General features: G+C 61.5%; 15 protein-coding genes. 8 read left to right on the forward strand and 7 right to left on the reverse strand.

Annotated elements, in window-relative coordinates:
* Positions 1–31: 31 nt before the first annotated feature.
* A complete protein-coding gene (hpnN, locus tag ACSOSP_RS35890; protein WP_455313779.1) occupies positions 32–2,647 on the reverse strand; it encodes a hopanoid transporter HpnN in 2,616 nt (871 codons plus the stop codon).
* Between the two features lie 285 nt (positions 2,648–2,932).
* Here hpnN and ACSOSP_RS35895 point away from each other — a divergent pair, with 285 nt between their 5' ends.
* Positions 2,933–3,181 carry an AbrB/MazE/SpoVT family DNA-binding domain-containing protein gene (locus ACSOSP_RS35895; protein ID WP_455313780.1) on the forward strand — a complete coding sequence of 83 codons (249 nt, stop codon included), beginning with the start codon at positions 2,933–2,935 and terminating at the stop codon, positions 3,179–3,181.
* Positions 3,175–3,495, forward strand: coding sequence for a type II toxin-antitoxin system PemK/MazF family toxin (locus ACSOSP_RS35900; protein WP_455313781.1), 321 nt, complete (start codon positions 3,175–3,177; stop codon positions 3,493–3,495). Before ACSOSP_RS35895 ends, ACSOSP_RS35900 begins: the two co-directional genes overlap by 7 nt.
* An 8-nt stretch (positions 3,496–3,503) precedes the next feature.
* On the opposite strand, the gene ACSOSP_RS35905 is transcribed toward ACSOSP_RS35900, so the two are convergent.
* The 3 genes from ACSOSP_RS35905 to ACSOSP_RS35915 all read right to left on the reverse strand — a co-directional run bounded on the left by ACSOSP_RS35905 (position 3,504) and on the right by ACSOSP_RS35915 (position 7,619).
* The gene (locus ACSOSP_RS35905; protein ID WP_455313782.1) at positions 3,504–4,187 is read right to left on the reverse strand and encodes a Fe2+-dependent dioxygenase; all 684 of its coding nucleotides are present in this window, start codon (positions 4,185–4,187) and stop codon (positions 3,504–3,506) included.
* 61 nt (positions 4,188–4,248) lie between these two features.
* On the reverse strand, positions 4,249–6,483 hold the full coding sequence (locus ACSOSP_RS35910; RefSeq protein ID WP_455313783.1) for a TonB-dependent receptor: 2,235 nt from the start codon (positions 6,481–6,483) through the stop codon (positions 4,249–4,251).
* A gap of 410 nt (positions 6,484–6,893) precedes the next feature.
* The gene (locus ACSOSP_RS35915; RefSeq protein WP_455313784.1) at positions 6,894–7,619 is read right to left on the reverse strand and encodes a TetR/AcrR family transcriptional regulator; all 726 of its coding nucleotides are present in this window, start codon (positions 7,617–7,619) and stop codon (positions 6,894–6,896) included.
* 176 nt (positions 7,620–7,795) lie between these two features.
* On the opposite strand from ACSOSP_RS35915, the gene ACSOSP_RS35920 reads away from it, so the two are divergent.
* The 4 genes from ACSOSP_RS35920 to ACSOSP_RS35935 all read left to right on the forward strand — a co-directional run bounded on the left by ACSOSP_RS35920 (position 7,796) and on the right by ACSOSP_RS35935 (position 11,684).
* Positions 7,796–8,767: an SDR family oxidoreductase gene (locus tag ACSOSP_RS35920; RefSeq protein ID WP_455313785.1), complete on the forward strand. Its 972-nt coding sequence runs from the start codon at positions 7,796–7,798 to the stop codon at positions 8,765–8,767.
* Positions 8,768–8,794: 27 nt separating this feature from the next.
* Positions 8,795–10,435, forward strand: a complete 1,641-nt coding sequence (locus ACSOSP_RS35925; RefSeq protein WP_455313786.1) for an acyl-CoA synthetase — start codon at positions 8,795–8,797, stop codon at positions 10,433–10,435.
* Positions 10,436–10,445: 10 nt separating this feature from the next.
* The gene (locus ACSOSP_RS35930) at positions 10,446–10,934 is read left to right on the forward strand and encodes an Lrp/AsnC family transcriptional regulator (protein ID WP_455313787.1); all 489 of its coding nucleotides are present in this window, start codon (positions 10,446–10,448) and stop codon (positions 10,932–10,934) included.
* A gap of 123 nt (positions 10,935–11,057) precedes the next feature.
* The gene (locus ACSOSP_RS35935) at positions 11,058–11,684 is read left to right on the forward strand and encodes an MlaC/ttg2D family ABC transporter substrate-binding protein (RefSeq protein WP_455313788.1); all 627 of its coding nucleotides are present in this window, start codon (positions 11,058–11,060) and stop codon (positions 11,682–11,684) included.
* 356 nt (positions 11,685–12,040) lie between these two features.
* On the opposite strand, the gene ACSOSP_RS35940 is transcribed toward ACSOSP_RS35935, so the two are convergent.
* The 3 genes from ACSOSP_RS35940 to ispH all read right to left on the reverse strand — a co-directional run bounded on the left by ACSOSP_RS35940 (position 12,041) and on the right by ispH (position 14,601).
* Entirely contained in the window at positions 12,041–12,292 is a 252-nt protein-coding gene (locus ACSOSP_RS35940; protein ID WP_455313789.1) for a hypothetical protein, read from the reverse strand.
* A gap of 172 nt (positions 12,293–12,464) precedes the next feature.
* A complete protein-coding gene (gene hpnH, locus ACSOSP_RS35945; RefSeq protein WP_455313790.1) occupies positions 12,465–13,619 on the reverse strand; it encodes an adenosyl-hopene transferase HpnH in 1,155 nt (384 codons plus the stop codon).
* 13 nt (positions 13,620–13,632) lie between these two features.
* Positions 13,633–14,601, reverse strand: coding sequence for a 4-hydroxy-3-methylbut-2-enyl diphosphate reductase (gene ispH / locus ACSOSP_RS35950; RefSeq protein ID WP_031361927.1), 969 nt, complete (start codon positions 14,599–14,601; stop codon positions 13,633–13,635).
* A gap of 777 nt (positions 14,602–15,378) precedes the next feature.
* Between ispH and hpnC the strand changes: the two genes are divergently transcribed.
* On the forward strand, positions 15,379–16,239 hold the full coding sequence (gene hpnC / locus ACSOSP_RS35955; protein ID WP_455313791.1) for a squalene synthase HpnC: 861 nt from the start codon (positions 15,379–15,381) through the stop codon (positions 16,237–16,239).
* Between the two features lie 60 nt (positions 16,240–16,299).
* Positions 16,300–17,487, forward strand: a complete 1,188-nt coding sequence (locus ACSOSP_RS35960) for a glycosyltransferase (RefSeq protein ID WP_455313792.1) — start codon at positions 16,300–16,302, stop codon at positions 17,485–17,487.
* Positions 17,488–17,535 lie beyond the last annotated feature (48 nt).

Below are 17,535 nucleotides of genomic sequence, written 5' to 3' on the forward strand. Positions count from 1 at the left end.
GTAAAGTAGTTAGTACGTTTAAAGGGACGGTCTACAGGGTTTTGGCCACTTTTCTAGACCGCACCCGGGGTTTCCCCATTAGAACCGGCTGAAATATCACTGCGCCGATCAATGTTGTAAAAAGCGCCAGGACGAGGAGCCTGCCCATGCTCGACGTGCCCGGATGATGCGAGAACCACAAGCTGCCAAACGCCGTCGCCGTGGTCGCGGCGCTGAACATCACGGCGTGCGTGAGACTGGACTGCAGCAGGCCGGTTTGTCCGGAGCGCCATGCCATCACGAAATAGATCTTGAACGCCACGCCAATGCCCAGCATCAACGGCAACGCAATGATGTTCGCGAAGTTCAGCGGCATGTCGAACACCACGCACAACTCCAGCGTGACGATGGCGGACACAAGCAAAGGTATCAGGGTTCTCAAAACATCGCCTATACGGCGCAAAGTCAGCCACAGCAGGATCGCGATGGCGATCAGCGACCACGCCGCAGCCTGCTCGAACGCCTTGATGATCGTATTGGCAGAGTGCAACACCGAGATCGGCCCGCCGATCGCATTCGGCTCTGCTTTCTGCACCGCATTCGCAAAGCGGGCAAGCAGTTTGTCGTCATCGCGGCTCTTGCCGTCCAGCGCTTTCGGCGATGCTTCCACGAGCGCCTGGCCATTGGCGCCGATCCAGCCTTCCGTCATCGATTTAGGCAGCGTCGCGAGCGTGATCAGCGACGGCTGCAGCAGCGCGCGCATCTGGGCGAGCGCAATGCGCAGCGGGTCGGACATCGCGTGTTCGGCGCGCTCGCGGGTGGCGACATCGGCTGCCGCGAGCTTTTTCAGCGTCGCCGCCAGGTGGCGCGCTTCGTTTTCGCCGGGACCGGGATGTTCATCGGCGGCGAGTTCCAGCGAGGTTGACAGCCGCTTGAGCGTGGCGACGCGCACGGCGTCGTTGGCCGGCGTGGCGACACGCTGGTCCAGAGAAGGCAGCAGCACCGAGGCCGCGGCGGCAATCAAATCGAGCTTTTGCGGCTGATCGGCGGGGATGAGCGTCGATAAGGTCGTCGCGCGTTCGACTTCCGGCAGCTTCTCGAGCTTCGCCGCGATCTTGTCCGCTTCCGCGAGCGAGGGCGCGAGCACCTTCACGTCGTTCACGGCCGCTTCCGGCGCGTCTTTCAGCGAGAGCAGCGTGGCCATGGACTCCGTTTTCGGGTCCTTCAGGTTCAACGGGTTGAAGTCGAAACGCAGATGCAGCAGCAACGGCAGCGCGCAGATCACCACTAGCAGCGTCCCGATCAGCACCGGCGTGCGATTGCGCGCGAGGTAATCGTCCACCGGCGCGAGCTTCGGAAAGCCCGGCGAGCCGGCTTCCCCCGGCGGCGCGAACACTTTGATCAGCGCCGGGAACAAGGTCATGTTGGTGACATACGCGACCAGCATGCCCACGCCCGCAATCTGACCGAGTTCGGACACGCCGCGATACGCGGTGGGCAAGAACGAGAAGAAACTCGCGGCCGTCGCGGCGGCGGCGAGCGTCAGCGGAATACCGACGTGGCGCGCGGTATTCACGAGCGCGACATCCAGCCGGTCGTCCTTGAAGCGTTCCTCGCGATATCGCACGCCGAACTGGATGCCGAAATCCACGCCGAGCCCGACGAACAGCACCATGAACGCGATCGAGATCAGGTTCAGCGCGTGGACCATGAGCAGGCCGATCGCGGCGGTGATCGCCAGTCCGACGAACAGCGTGATGAACACCGAGATGATCATTTTCCCCGAGCGCAGCGCGAGCCAGAGGATCACCAGCACGACGATGAACGTCAGGATGCCGTTAAGCACGGCGCCGTCTTTCAGCGATGCGAATTCTTCGTCGGAGAGCGGCTGTTCGCCGGTCAGGCGCACCACCGCCCCATATTTCTCCGATAACTTCAGCTCATTCGCCGTCGCGCGAATCGCATTCGATCCGCTCGCGCCGGGTTCCAGCGCGTTGTAGTCCACCACCGGCTGTACGGTCACGAATGCACGCGCGGGGTGCGTGGCCGAGGTGTCGACCAGGTTGCGCCACGAGAACACGGCGGGCTGATTGGCGAGGACTTTATCCAGCACGTCGGCGCTCTGGCCGAGCAGCTTCGACATCTGCCCGAGCGTCACTTGCCCAAGTTGCAGCGGCAGGTTGAGGCTGGTGTTGAGCGTGCCGGCCAGGCCGGTGAGCGTGGGGTCATGCGCCAGTGCGTTGATCAGCGGACGCGCTTTCACGAGTTGCTGGGTGGTGTCGGCGACTTTATCGGTGGAAAGGTAGAGCAGGCCGTTGTGCTCGAAGAAGTCGCCGCCCGACGGTTGCGACACCGCCGTGAAGTGAACCGTGTTCTTGGCCAGCGCGGCGGCGAGCTCGTTGGCGGCGGCATCGGCGAATTCAGGCGCTTGCGCCTCGACCACGACGAGCACGGTGGATCCGCGTTGCGGAAACGCTTCGTCAATCGCGTGGCTGCGCGCGGCCCATTCGGGTTCCGTCTCGATCAACTGGCTGATGTCGGTGCTGATCTTGAAGTGATGCACGACGTAATAGCCGCTCAGCACGGCAAGCAGCAGCGATAAAACGATGATCCAGCCGGGTCGGCGAATCGATAACGTGACGAGACGGGCAATGAGAGGCGTGAGCATGAAGACGGATGCCTCGGAGGGCGTGTTCTGATGTTTTTGCTGGGCAGGGAGCCATAAGGCGCCGCGTGAGTATACCGGGCGAAAGCTGCTACTCGCAGAAGAGCGTTCGCGCTACATGAGCGGGCGGGACGCCGCTGGCGGAGGAAAACTTGTTGTTCGCCTCAAAAGTTTGCGGGCCTGCTTCGGATGGACGCAGAGGTCGGCGCACAATTAATGACAAATTGTACTAACATTGTGTAACCACGCACTTCGTTTTCGGACTAACATTGTCATCACGGTGAAGCGATGAAAACTACGATTCGCAGGATGGGTAATTCGCAGGGTGTGTTAATTCCGAAACCCATCCTGGCCCAACTTGGGCTGGAGGACGAAGTGGAGATGGAAGTGGAAAACGACGCAATTGTTTTAAGAAAACCGCAGAAGAAAGCCCGCCAGGGATGGTCGGAGGCAAGCAAGGCTATCGCGCAGGCCGGCGACGACGAGCTCGTGCTGGGCGAGTTTCCGAACGCCGATGACGCGGAGCTTTCGTGGTAGCGCGGGGAGATGTCTGGCTCATCAATCTGGACCCGACCGTCGGCAGCGAGATTCAGAAAACCCGGCCCTGCGTGGTGATATCGCCGCCGGAGTTGCATGACCATTTGCGTACGGTGATCGTCGCGCCTATGACGACCAAAAGCCGGCCGGCTCCGTACCGTGTATCCGTGGTGTTCAGTCAGAAGAAAGGGCTGGTCCTGCTCGATCAGATCCGTACGATCGATAAAACCCGCCTGGTCAAGAAGCTCGGCGCTGTGCCGGCTAATACGTTGTCGGTCACATTGCGGACCTTGCAGGAAGTCTTCGCTGCTTAGCTCAGCTCTTACGTCTCGCTCCAAAGCCTCAGCAGATTGTGATAACAGCCCACGAGCGTTCGCCTCGCGGCGTCGTCGGCGTTTTCTGCGTTGAGCCTCTGAATTGCTGTGTCCATATCGAATAGCAGGCTGCGGCGGGTGTCGTCGCGAACCAGGCTTTGCGCCCAGAAGAAACTCGATACCCGCATTCCCCGCGTCACCGGCCGCACCTGATGCAAGCTGGTCGCCGGATAAACAATCGCATGCCCCGCCGGCAGCTTCACTTCCTGAACGCCGTACGTGTCCTCGATCACCAGCTCGCCGCCGTCGTAGTCTTCCGGCGGCGTGAGGAACACCGTGATCGACACATCCGTCCGCACCCGCGTGCCATGTCCCGGCACGAGCCGAATGGCGCCATCCACGTGACTGCCGAAATGCATCCCGCCTTCATACCGGTTGAAGAGCGGTGGATAAACCCGGTTGGGCAGCACCGAACTGATGAACAGCGGATGCCGCTCGAGCGAGCCGATGATCATGTCGCCGAGTTCAAATGCAATCGGCGCTTCCTGCGCGATCTGCTGGTTGCGCTTGACCGGCGCGCCCTGATAGCCGGCCGTCGCGCGGCCGTCCACCCATGCATCCGATGCATCGAGCCGTTGGCGCATGGCGGCGGCGTCGTCGGGGCTGAGGACGTTGGGTATCGAAAGGATCATGTTTTTTGGGGCTCAGCGGCCGCGCGACATGCATCGCGCGGCTCGCGTGTCCCTCAGTCGATCAATAGAACCGGTAGTTTAGCGTTGCGAGGAACGTCCGGCCGTAACCCGGCACCGCGCGGCCGCCATCCGATGGAATCAGCGCATCGTAGTAGTGCTTGTTGGTCAGGTTCTGCACGTTGAGCTGGACGTCGTAATGTTTCTGGTGGAACGCGGCCATCGCGTCCCAGCGCGTGTACGCAGGCACTTGCACGAGGTCGTTGCTGGCGGCATATCGCGCCGACGTGTACACCGGGCCGCCGCCGAAGGTCCATTGCGGCGTGACGTCGTACGTCGTCCACAACGTGATCATGTTGCGCGGCGTGTTGGCGAGCGTCTTGCCGTTGGTGTTGTCCAGCGCCTTCACCACCTGGCCGTCCATGTACGTGTAGCCGCCAAAAACCTGCCATTTGTTGGTGATATGGCCAGCCAGCCCAAGTTGATAACCTCGCACGCGCACGTCACCGTCGAGCGAGTAGCTGCCGTCGACCTGGAGCGTGCGGGCGTTGGTTTTATCGATATTGAACAGCGACTGCGTGATCGACAACCCGCCGTTCAGCAAATCCCACTTCGTGCCCACTTCATACGAACGGTTCGATTCCGGTGGCGTGTTCTGCTGGTTGTTCGTCAGCGTCAGCGCTTCCAGCGACGGGTTGAACGACGTGCCGTATGAAACGTAGTACGACTGCCAGTCGGTCGGCTGGAAGATGATCCCGCCGCGCACGCTGGTGAAGTAGTTCGTCTGCGTAGCGTATGAAGGCAGATTGATCGTGTTCTTGATCGACGCCTCGTAACGGTCCCAGCGCAAGCCGCCCACCACCTTCCAGTACTGGCCGATCGACACCGTATCGTTGGCATAAATGCCGACACCGTTCGCACTCGATTCCGCCAGGTTGGTCGCCACCTCCTGCGTATTGGCCGGCCGCGTGGTGTATTGCGGATTGAGCAGCGGAACGATCGCGATGGTGTTCGACGGCAGGCCCGGCGTCGTCGCGGTGAACGACTGGTTGCTGTAGGTCTCGTGGCTCAAGTCAATGCCGGCAATCACCTCGTGCTTGAGGAAACCGGTGTTGAATTTGTAGTCGATATCGGTCGTGTTGTAGACCGAGTGATCGTTGATGTTGCGGTCCTTGCCTTGCAGCTTCACATACAGCGACGACAACGGCAGCGACGTGAAATTGCCGTTCGCCAGCGCTGTGGATGTCCCCAGCGGTCCGGTCAGGACAGCCGCCGCGTTGGTCGCGGTCGCTTCGGTGCCGTAGTGGCTGAACTGGGTCTCGTTGCGCAGCGTGAGGTTATCGTTGAATCGATGCTGGATGCGCGCCGAGAGCGTCTGCACGTCCTGGATCGTCCGATCGCCTACGAAGCCGTAGAACTGGCCCTTGCTCACCGGGACCGGCGCGCCGTTCACCGGCGGGATACCGTAGTCCGGCTGGTCGCGGTTGTGCTGGATCAACGCCGACAAGGTCACTTCCGTCGGCGTTCCAATGCCGAAGCGCACCGTCGGCGCGAAGCCGTAGTCCTTGCTCTTCATCACGTCGCGCGTGGAGCCGAGGTCTTGCCCGAACGCGTTGAGCCGCACGGCGGAGGTGTCGGAGAGCGGCTGGTTGATATCGACGGTGGTGCGGTAGCGGTCGCTCGTGCCGACCATCGCGGACACCGATGCGTGCGCTTTCAGCTCCGCCTGCTTGCTCACCTGGTTGATCACGCCGCCCGTGGAGCCGCGCCCGAAATAAAGCGAGGAAGGGCCATACAGCACGTCGATGGATTCAAGGTCGAACGTGTCCCGATAGTACTGGCCGCGGTCGCGAAAGCCATCGAGGTAAATGTCGGTACGCGCCGAGAAACCGCGCAAGTTGATGTTGTTGCCGATCTGCCCGCCTTCCGCTGCGCCAATGGTGACGCCGGGGACGTTGCGAAGGGCATCGGAGAACGAGGTGGCTGCCTGGGACTGCAGCACGGCTTTCGGGACTACCACGGCCGCTTGGGGAATATCGCGCAACGCGGTGGGGACCTTCGCGCCGACGCTAGATTTTTCGGGCTGGAAATCCGGCGCGATGGCCTGACCGGAAACATGCACGGCCGGCAGCGCGGCGTTTTCGACGGGGGGAGCGGCTTGTGCGGCTTGTTCCGACTGGGTGGTTTGATCGGTCTTGCTGGCCGGTGCGGCTTGCGCGTGAGCATAGAGCGGTACGACAACAACAGGCGTCGCCACCACGGTCATGATTGCCGCGGCGAGCGGTGTCTTCCTCAACATGTGTTTCCCCGAGTACTGGATAGTCGAAAAGCCGGCGCCGTTGCGCCATGCCGGTCATTTACTTCCGCGATGCCCGCGGCGGCGCGAGCGCTTGGCAACAGGCTCAGCCGAAGCAGCAGTGCGTTGCTGCGAAGGACGGACACCGTTTGCTGGATATTTCTGAAATGCGAATCAATATCATTACATAGGTAAGAATTGTTTTCAATACGACTTCGGGAACTATGCGGATGGCTGACGGACCAAGGCCGCGCGTTTTTCGCGAGGCAGTTTTATCGGAGGATGTAAAACGCGCCGCAGAGGGCGGGGCGTTGTGGAGTGGGGATGAAAGGCGTTAGGCCGGGGCCTGAAACGTAGCGGACGTGGCTGTGCAGGTCGCGGTCAACCGTAATGATCTTACGAAAACAGAGCTTTCATTCAGGGGAGGCCGGGGTGTCTTCAACCGCCGCTTCATACGCCCTAAGCGCCCCCGCCACGTCGCGATGCAATTGCCCAAGCGCCGCGACTTTCTGGTTGGGCGGCTGCAAACCCTGCCAAAGAAAGAGAGCTAACCGCTTCGACGTCTCTTCGATATCCACCGTTTTCTTGGCTATCGCATCCCACAGCACGTGTTCCATCGGTCCGTAGATACTGGAGCGAAGCAGGCTCAGCGGCAGGTCATCGCGGATATCGCCGGCCGCCACGCCGTCTGACAGCACCTGCATCAGCGGCGCGGTATAGCGCCGCTGGAGTTGCACGATTTCATCGCCGAAGGTGTCGTCTTTCGCGCGCCCTTCGGACAGGATCAGCGCGCATAGCCCCGGCCCATCGATCATCAACCGGTACAAGTGCGTGCGGATCAGGAAAGTCAGCTTGGCGCGCGTGCCCGTGATCTGCGGCAGCGTGGCTTCGATCTCAGCGATGATCTCGTCGTACCAGTCGCAGATCACCCGTACGCACAGGTCGCGCTTGCCGGAGAAATACGTGAACACCGTTGCCTCCGATACCCCCAGCCGACGCGCCATGTCGATGGTCGTCGCCGATGCATAACCGCGCTCCGAAAACACTTGCCGCGCGACGAGCAGGATGTCCTTGATGCGCTGTTCGGACTTGATGCTTGAAGGCGCACGGCGGGAGGGGAGGGTTTTGGGCTGGGTCATATTGGCGATGAAAGTTGACCGTCAGGGATGGTATTTTGAGTTTAGCTCAACTGGAGTTTTATTGGAATTTACGTATATTGGTGAGTTAAATTAACGTTTAACCACCTTGACGTTGTCACGTAGTTGAGTTTTACTCAAACACATTGCGATCCACTCGCCGAGTCACGTTGAGAATCATGGAATCCAATCCGAACGATCAACGCCGTCAGCATCAATACCGCTCCGTCTTCCGCCCCGGCCTGTTCGCCGGCAAGGTGGTCATGGTGACGGGCGGAGGCAGCGGGCTTGGGCGATGCACCGCGCACGAACTCGTGTCGCTGGGAGCATCGGTGATCCTTGTCGGACGGTCGATGGCAAAGCTGGAAACCGTGCGCGACGAGCTGGACGAGGACTACCCGGAAAGCGCTGACCGCGTGCGTTGCTACGCTTGCGATATCCGCGACGAAGCGAGCGTCAAACAAGTCGTCGCTACGGCACTCGCCGATTTCAGCCGGCTCGACGGCCTCTTCAATTGCGCCGGTGGCCAGTTTCCCGCGCCGCTCGACAAGATTTCGCTGAATGGCTGGGATGCTGTCGTGCGCAACAACCTGCACGGCACTTTCCTGATGTCGCGCGAATGTTTTACGCAATGGATGCGCGATCACGGCGGCGCGATCGTCAACATGCTCGCGGACATCTGGGGCGGCATGCCCGGCATGGGCCATTCGGGCGCGGCGCGCGCCGGCGTCTGGAACTTCACGGAAACGGCCGCATGCGAATGGGGTTATGCAGGAGTACGGGTGAATGCCGTAGCGCCGGGATGGATTGCATCGGCGGGAATGGATAGCTACGACGAGCGCTATCGTGCGCTGCTGCGTGAACTCAGGCACAAGGTGCCGTTGCAGCGCTTTGGGACCGAATCGGAACTGGCCGCGGCGGCGGTATTTTTATTGTCGGAGGCGTCGGCGTTTATCAACGGGACGGTGATTCGCGTCGATGGCGGCGTACCGAACGCACGGCATTCGTGGCCCTTGGCGGCCGCCGAGCGTACGCTGGAATTTGATGGGTTCTCGCGTTATCGGCCGCCTGCGGGGTTGCAGGACTTGCCCGACGCCCAGGCCCCAAACGATCCAAACGATGATGCCGCGCCATCCAGCGCCGGCGATTGAGACGCAACCAAAAACCAGGGAGAAGCGATGCTTCCCGCAGCCGATTCATATGAAACCCTCGCCGCGGCTTTCGCGTGGAAGGTGCCCGCGCGCTACAACATCGGCGTGGACGCCTGCGATAAATGGGCCGACGGTTCCGGCCGCCTCGCGCTGATCTACGAGACCCGCGAGGGTTCGGAAACGCGCTATACCTTCGATGACCTGAAGGCGCTCTCCAACCAGTTCGCCAACGCGCTGGCCCGAGCGGGGCTTGAGCGCGGCGACCGCGTGGGAATATTCCTGCCGCAGTCGCCGGAGACGGCCATCACGCACCTGGCGATCTACAAGGCGGGTTATATCGCGGTGCCGCTGTTTCAGCTGTTCGGCGTCGATGCCATCCAATACCGCCTCGCCGATAGCGGCGCAGCGGCGCTGATCACCGACCATGCCGGTTTCGAGAAGCTGCAGCAGGTTCGCGGCACACTGCCGGACCTGAAAGCGGCCTATACCGTCGATACCATCACCCGCGAAAACGCTCATTCCTTCTGGGATTCGCTACGCGCGGAAACCGACGTCTTCATCCCAACCGATACCTCCTGCGACGACCCCGCCGCGATCATCTACACGTCCGGCACGACGGGAAAGCCCAAAGGCGCGCTGCTTGCGCATCGGGCGTTGCTGGGGCATTTGCCGGGCGTCGAGATGTCGCAAGGACTTTTCCCGGCGCACGCCCGGCTGATGTGGACGCCCGCCGACTGGGCGTGGATTGGCGGCCTGTTCGATGTCCTGCTGCCCGCGTGGCACCACGGCGTTGCGGTGCTCGCACGGCGCTTCGAAAAATTCGATGGCCCCGCCGCCTTCGACCTGATGTCGCGCCACGGCGTCACGCACACGTTCCTGCCGCCGACCGCGCTCAAGATGATGCGTTCGGTCGCGCGTCCCGAGCAGTGGCGGTTGTCGTTGCGCGCGGTCGCGAGCGGCGGGGAATCGCTGGGCGAGGAGCTGATCGCGTGGGGCCGGGCGGCGCTCGGCGTGACCATCAACGAGTTCTACGGACAGACGGAATGCAACGTGGTGGTGTCGTCGTGTTCTGCGTTGTTCGAGCCGCGCCCGGGGGCAATCGGGCGCAGCGTGCCGGGACATCACGTTGCAATCGTCGACGATCAAGGCACGGAACTTCCGGCCGGCACGCCCGGCAATATCGCGATTGCCGCGCCCGATCCGGTCATGTTCCTGCGCTACTGGAACAACGAGCCCGCCACGCGCGATAAATTTCGCGGCCGGTTCCTGCTGACCGGTGACCTCGGTTTGTGCGATGCGGATGGTTTCATCCGCTTCGTCGGCCGTAATGACGACGTGATCACCAGCGCGGGTTATCGGATCGGTCCGGCGCCGATTGAAGATTGTTTGCTGCGTCATCCGGCGGTGAGCATGGCGGCGGTGGTGGGCGCGCCGGACGCGACGCGCACGGAGATCGTGATGGCGTTTATCGTGTTGAACGCAGGGTTCGTCCCGGATGAAACGCTGGTGCGCGAGTTGCAGCAGCACGTCAGGACGCGGCTCGCGGCGCATGAATATCCGCGCGAAATTCGTTTCGTCGATGCATTGCCCATGACGCCGACCGGCAAAGTGATGCGCAAGGAATTGCGGGCGGGGTTGCCGGGTTTGGACAATCCGACCAAACCATGAGGACCCGCCGATGACCTCAGCCACGGCCTCGCCCAAACGCCAGCCGCAGACCACCCTCGACGCGACCGATCGCAAGCTCCTGGCCCTGCTTGCCGAAGACGCCACGCGGACCTATGCCGAGCTTGGCCGCTTGCTGCATTTGTCGGCGCCTGCCGTGCACGAGCGGGCGAAGCGGCTGAAGCAGGATGGCGTCGTCAAGGCGACCGTCGCCGCGCTGGACGGCGCGAGTGTTGGCCGGCCGCTGCTGGCGTTCGTTCACGTCGATACCTCCAGTTGGGCCGTCACGCGCCAACTGCTGCAACTGTCGGAGTTTCCGGACGTCGAAGAGATCCATACGGTGACCGGCGAAAGCGCGATGCTCCTGAAAGTGCGGACCCGCGACACGCAAACGCTCGAACATCTGCTCGAGCGCATTCATTCGATAGAAGGGTTCACTGGCACACGCAGTTATATTGCGTTGACGACGTATCTTGAACGTGGGCCGAGTCCGCAGGTTTGAACCCACAATCCTTTCGAACGCGCTGAACTGTCACAAACGACGCGGGTCGATATACTTACTGCGTTTTCCAGCTAACCGGCGCGTCGGGTTGCACGCCGCCCTCCATTACTCGATAACGGTCGTATGAAACGCTATTTTCCTGTCCGCGTTGTCCTGTTCGCCCTGGCTTTTTCTGCGGCGGCGTTTTCCAGCACGTCGTTTGCGCAGACCAGCCCCGATGCCGTGGTTAAAAGCGCCGTGGAGGGCACTGTCAGCGCGATGAAGGCTGACCCAGTCGCCCGTGGCGGCGACATGGGCAAGATCTCGCAACTGGTGGAGACGCGCTTCGTGCCGGCAACCGATTTCCAGCGCACCACGCGCATTGCCGTCGGCAAGGCGTGGAGCACAGCGACGCCCGAGCAGCAAAAGGCGCTCTACGAGCAATTCCAGACACTGCTGGTGCGGACCTACACGTCGTCGCTGTCGCAATTACGCGATGAAGACGTCAGGTTCAAATTCGACGCCCCAACGCTCGATGCCGGCGGCAAAGACGCCGTCGTGCAGTCGCACGTGTACTCGACCGGCGGCGATAACCCGGTGCGTTATCGACTGGAAAAGACGCCGGACGGCTGGAAGATCTACGACATCGACATGATGGGCGCGTGGCTGATCCAGGTGTACCAGACGCAGTTCGCGGGTCAGTTGGCCAAAGGTGGCGTGGATGGTTTGATCAAGTTCCTGACCGCACACAACGCGCGAACGGCGGAGTGAGGAAGGGGTAGGGCCACGATCTGGATTCGCGCATGAAGTGAGCGAGTCCGATACGACCAATGGGCGCAACCGGCGACGAGCTGGGGGCGCCTTTTTTTGCGCCGCTGTTTTTAACGCTCATCACCCTCACGCCGGCCGACGCTGGAGTTGCGGCCCTATCAAGCGGATGCGCGGGACCCGCTCGATACACTGCGCGGCACGCTATTGCGTTACGACCATCCGATGGACCCTGTAGCTGAACATGACTGGGAAGCGGCACGATGATCGCATCTGGTCACGCGCGTTAGCCTGGTTGGCAAGCTCCAACTTCCACGCACCGCCGAAACTTTATGCGCAGCAAGTTCCGCCCTCACGCCTCAACATTCCGACACAAGCACCATCGCCTTCGACGAAACGGCCTTCGCTGACTTCAGCGCTTTTTCCCTCACTGCGCTCATGTTTTCGGTCTCGCTGGAGTACTTGAACGAAGCGGGCAACAGCCGATAATCCGCTGCCACTTGCGCGGCTTTCGTCTCGCTGAAACCGGTCTTGTGCAGCATCTTCGCCAAGAGAGTGTAGTCATCCAGATCGGCTTTGCCGAGATTGATCATTACGCTGAAGTCAGCCATTGTTTCCTGCTTGTTTGCCTTGAAAACCCGCGATGCTACACGGGTACGCCGCCTACGCATCTTGAAATACAAAACGGGTGGATAACGCCGCTTATCGCGACCTTATCCACCCGTTCCTTACGCCGTATGCAGTGAGCTCAAATAACACGCTGCCAAGCTCACTCGCTCAAACTCAAGCAGCGATCGTCGTTTGCTTGCCGCCCTTGTTGTTCTTCGCGCGGCCGATTTCTTCCAGCTTGATCTCGACGTGCTTCGAGAACACGAATTCCGCCGGGCGTTGGTTATCGACCGGCAGGTCCTTCGCATACGCACCTTCCGTACGCGGACCACGCAACGCGACGCGCGCCGCTTTCAGCGGATGCGCAACCGTATCCATCACGGCGGTGGCTTCAAAGCCGCAATGCACCATGCAGTCGGCGCATTTCTCGTATTTGCCCGTACCGTACTTGTCCCACTCGGTGGTTTCCATCAATTCCTTGAAGGTCTTCACATAGCCTTCGCCGAGCAGGTAACACGGACGTTGCCAGCCGAACACGGTACGCGCCGGGTTGCCCCAGGGCGTGCATTCGTAGGTCTGGTTGCCGGCCAGGAAGTCGAGGAACATGCTCGACTGGCTGAACGACCAGCGCTTGCCGTTATCGCCGCGCTTGAAGATGTCGCGGAACAACGACTTGGTCTTCTCGCGGTTCAGGAAGTGCTGCTGATCCGGCGCGCGCTCATACGCATAACCCGGCGACACCGTGATGCCGTCCACACCCATGGGTCCGAGCGTGTCGAAGAAATTCGCAACGCGTTCCGGATCGGCGTCGTTGAACAGCGTGCAGTTGATGTTCACGCGGAAACCGCGGCGCTTCGCTTCCTTGATGGCTGCAACCGCCTTGTCGTACACACCGTCTTGCGAGACAGAATGGTCATGCGCCTGCTTGTCGCCGTCGAGGTGAACCGACCAGACGAAGTACGGATTCGGCTCGTAGTCGTCCATCTTCTTTTCCATCAGCAGCGCGTTCGTGCAGAGATAAACGAACTTCTTGCGCGCGATGATGCCCTTCACGATCTGGGGCATTTCCTTGTGCAGCAGCGGCTCGCCACCGGCGATAGACACCACCGGCGCACCGCATTCGTCCACCGCCGCGAGGCAGTCTTCCATCGAGATGCGCTGGTTCAGGATGGGGTCCGGATAGTCGATCTTGCCGCAGCCGTTACAGGCCAGGTTGCAGCGGAACAGGGGTTCCAGCATCAGCGCGAGCGGATAACGCTTGTTGCGCATGAAATGCTGACGCGCGATGTAAGCGCCAACCCGGACTTTTTGCAGCATTGGAATAGACAATTGCGTGTGCTCCTTAATCTTCGCGAAGGGCGCCGGCGGATGCCGTTGCCGCTGCAAGCGGCTTCGTCAGCTTCGCGGGGAGTTTGAATTCGACTTTTTCTTCGCGGCCGGACATCGTCGTGACTTCAACGGGACCCAGCGCGCGCAGTGCATTAATGACGTGCTTGACCATCTCTTCCGGCGCGGACGCGCCGGCCGTGATCCCGACAGTTTGCGCATTCGCAAACCAGTCGGCTTTCAATTCCGAGCCGTCCGCCACGAGGTAGCTCGGCACCCCGGTTTCGGCGCCGATCTCGCACAGACGATTCGAGTTGGAACTGTTGGTGGCGCCGACCACCAGCAAAACATCGACTTGCTTGCTCAGCTCGCGCACCGCCGCCTGGCGGTTTTGCGTCGCGTAGCAAATATCGCGCGTATCCGGACCGACGATGTCCGTAAAACGCCGATGCAATGCGTCGATGATGTCGCGCGTATCGTCCACCGACAGCGTGGTCTGCGTGACATACGCGACGGGGGCATCGACGGGCAGCGCGAGCGTGGCCACTTCGGCCTCGCTTTGCACGAGCACGACCGTACCAGGAATCTGGCCGATGGTCCCTTCCACCTCCGGGTGCCCCGCATGACCGATCAGGATCAGCGTGCGGCCCTGTGCGACATACTGCCGGCCCTGTACATGGACCTTTGTCACCAGCGGGCACGTGGCGTCCAGCACGTCCAGGCCGCGCGCTTGCGCGTCGGCTTCCACCGTTTGCGCCACGCCATGCGCGCTGAAAATAGCAACGGCGCCGTGCGGCACTTCGTCGAGTTCTTCGACGAAACGCGCGCCCTTGCTACGCAGGTTATCGACGACATGCCGGTTGTGAACGATCTCATGGCGCACGTAGACAGGCGCGCCATGTCGTTCAAGAGCGCGATCGACAATCTCGATCGCACGGACCACGCCCGCACAAAAGCCGCGGGGTTGAGCAAGGATAATACGCATATTCGGGCGAACTCCGACTGGCGCGGGTTTCGAATGGAACCGGCTATAAACTTCGATCAAATCCGGTTGATTTCTTGTAAGCAAAATTAAAGCTTCTCGGAAAAAGCTTTCGGAAACAATTGCCTGGATAGAGGCCTTTCGTTTCAACTTTAAGGCCGAAGTTGACCGCGTATTCTAACTCGTTCAGTTTTTGGATGCTTGTAAGAGGGTGTTAGCGCGTGTTTCCGTTTCTATGGGCAGGGTTGATTTACTGCGCGGACGCGGAAGCCGGTAAACTAGGGCTTTGCCGCGTTGCTTCGCCGCGTTTTCCGCGAAGCGGCCTGAAAGCCGCCATGGCTGTGCAGCGCCCGGGCTTTCGAGGCGGCTGCGGCCCGCGCGGGCGGGCGGCCCGATCAGCGCTGCGAGGCACGCTGAAAAGCCGCGGGCAAAGGGCCTGCCGGGCAGGATCGGCGGGGATCGCTGGCAGTTGCAGCATTGATCCTGGCAGCAGGATCAAACCGAAGCCGACGCGAATTCAAGCCACACCTGCGTTGGAGCGGACCCAGGCAAGCGCATGAGCGGGCTGATCAATACGCCGGATGCGCACCTGGCTCTCCAACACGTTCCCGGGCAGCGCACGACAAGCATTTATCCCGTGTCGAGCCGTTGCGCCTAACCAACATTTACGTCGCCCTGGAGCGAAATGTTGTTTCGCGTCAGCGACCCGGCACGTACGACCTGCGTGCGTCGATGTCCATTTTGGCATCCGCGCGCCGTGTCGAAAACCTGGACAGCTTTATGGAAGTCGACCACTACGAGAATTTCCCGGTAGCCAGCATATTGCTGCCGAAACGGCTGCGTGCGCCGGTCGGCGTGATTTATCACGTCGCGCGCACGGCAGACGACATTGCCGACGAAGGTGTCTTCGACCCGGCTGAACGCCACGCCCGCCTCGCCGATTTCCGCGCCGGGCTGGATGCGGTCGCCGCCGGTCAGCCGGCGCCGGTTCATCCCATGCTGTTCGAGAAACTGGCCGGCACCGTCGCGCAATACGGATTGCCGCTCGGGCCCTTCTACGATCTCGTCTCGGCATTCGATCAGGATATCGATACCACGCGTTACGCCGACTGGCCTGCGCTGATGGAGTATTGCCGGCGTTCGGCGAATCCGGTCGGGCGCCTGATGCTGCATCTCTTCGACGCCGGCACGCCCGAGAATCTCGCCGACTCCGACGCGATCTGCACCGCGCTGCAGCTCATCAACTTCTGGCAGGACGTGGGTATCGACTGGAAGAAGAGCCGCATCTACATGCCGATATGCGACCTCGAGCGTTTTGGCGTGACCGAACGGCATATCGAAGAGCAAATCTGCGACGATGCCTGGCGCGCGCTGATGCGTCATGAAGTTGAGCAAGCACGCGCGATGATCGTTGGCGGCGCGCCGCTTGCGGTCCGCATGCCCGGGCGGTTCGGGCTGGAACTGTGCGCCGTCGTGCATGGCGGTTTGCGAATTCTTGAAAAAATCGAACAGGCCGACTATGACGTGTTCCGCACGCGCCCGGTGCTTAAAGTCCCGGACTGGGCATTGATCGGCGTGCGTTCGCTCGCGATGCGGCTGTGTGGCCGGGTGGGTGTGCAACTGCGCTCGGTCGAAAGCTGACTTGGCCGCGCTGCTCCCTGATACCGAATCTGCTTAATCATCAACTGCGCTGAATTGACGATGCTCCTGATTGCCTGGTTGTCCCTCCTCATCTGGCTGGTCCTGCTGTTTGGCCGCGGCGGTTTCTGGCGCGCGCAACCGCTCGAGCGGCTCAGCGAAAGTACCGTGCACGCAGTCGGCCAAGCGGAAATCGCGCGTCGCGGTGCGTGGCCGGCGGTCGTCGCCGTCGTGCCGGCGCGCAATGAAGCCGATGTGATCGGACGGGCCGTGACGTCGCTGCTCGCTCAGGATTACGCGGGTTCGTTCCATCTGATCGTCGTCGACGACCACAGCACCGACGGCACCGCCGACGCCGCTCAAGCCGCCGCACGCGACGGCGGTTTCGAAGACCGCCTGACCGTGCTGACGGCCGCTGCCTTGCCGCCGGGCTGGTCCGGCAAGGTGTGGGCGCAGTCGCAAGGCATTGCGGCTATCGACGGGCTGGGTTTTCCTGCCGATTACCTGCTGCTCACCGACGCCGACATCCGCCATCCGGCCGACGCCGCCTCGCAACTCGTCGCGCGCGCTATCCTGGAAGATCGCGATCTGGTCTCGCTGATGGTGCGGCTGCGCAGTGATTCGTCCTGGGAAAAGGCGCTGATTCCCGCGTTCGTGTTTTTCTTCGCGAAGCTGTATCCGTTCGCGTGGGTCAACGACGCCAGCAACCGCACGGCGGCCGCCGCGGGTGGTTGCATGATGGTGCGGCGTGCGGCGCTGAAGGAGGCGGGCGGGATCGAGTCGATTCGCGGCGAACTGATCGACGATTGCAGCCTTGCTTCGCGCATCAAGTTTCGTAACGGCGTGAACGCGGCGCGGCCGATCCGCCTGGATCTTGCCGCCGACAGCGAATCGCTGCGGCCTTACGACGACTGGAGCGAAATCTGGAACATGATCGCGCGCACGGCGTTCACGCAGCTGCGTTATTCAGCGCTGCTGCTGGCCGGGACGGTGCTCGCGATGTGCGTGATTTATCTCGCGCCGCCAGTGGTTGCCTTGACGCTCGGTGCAAAGGGCTGGCCGGCATGGCTCGCATGGATCGCGATGTGCTGCGCCTATGCGCCAATGTTGCGCTACTACCGCCGTTCCATTCTTTGGGCGCCTTTACTGCCGGTGATCGCGTTGTTTTATGTCAGCGCGACGGTCGGCTCGGCAATTCGGTTCTGGCGCGGGAAGGGCGGACAGTGGAAGGCGCGGGTTCAGGCGCCTTGAGCGAATGAAGCCGAGTCGCATGGGCGTTTCATGCCCATGCGATTCAAC

Source organism: Caballeronia sp. KNU42 (genome assembly GCF_053760385.1).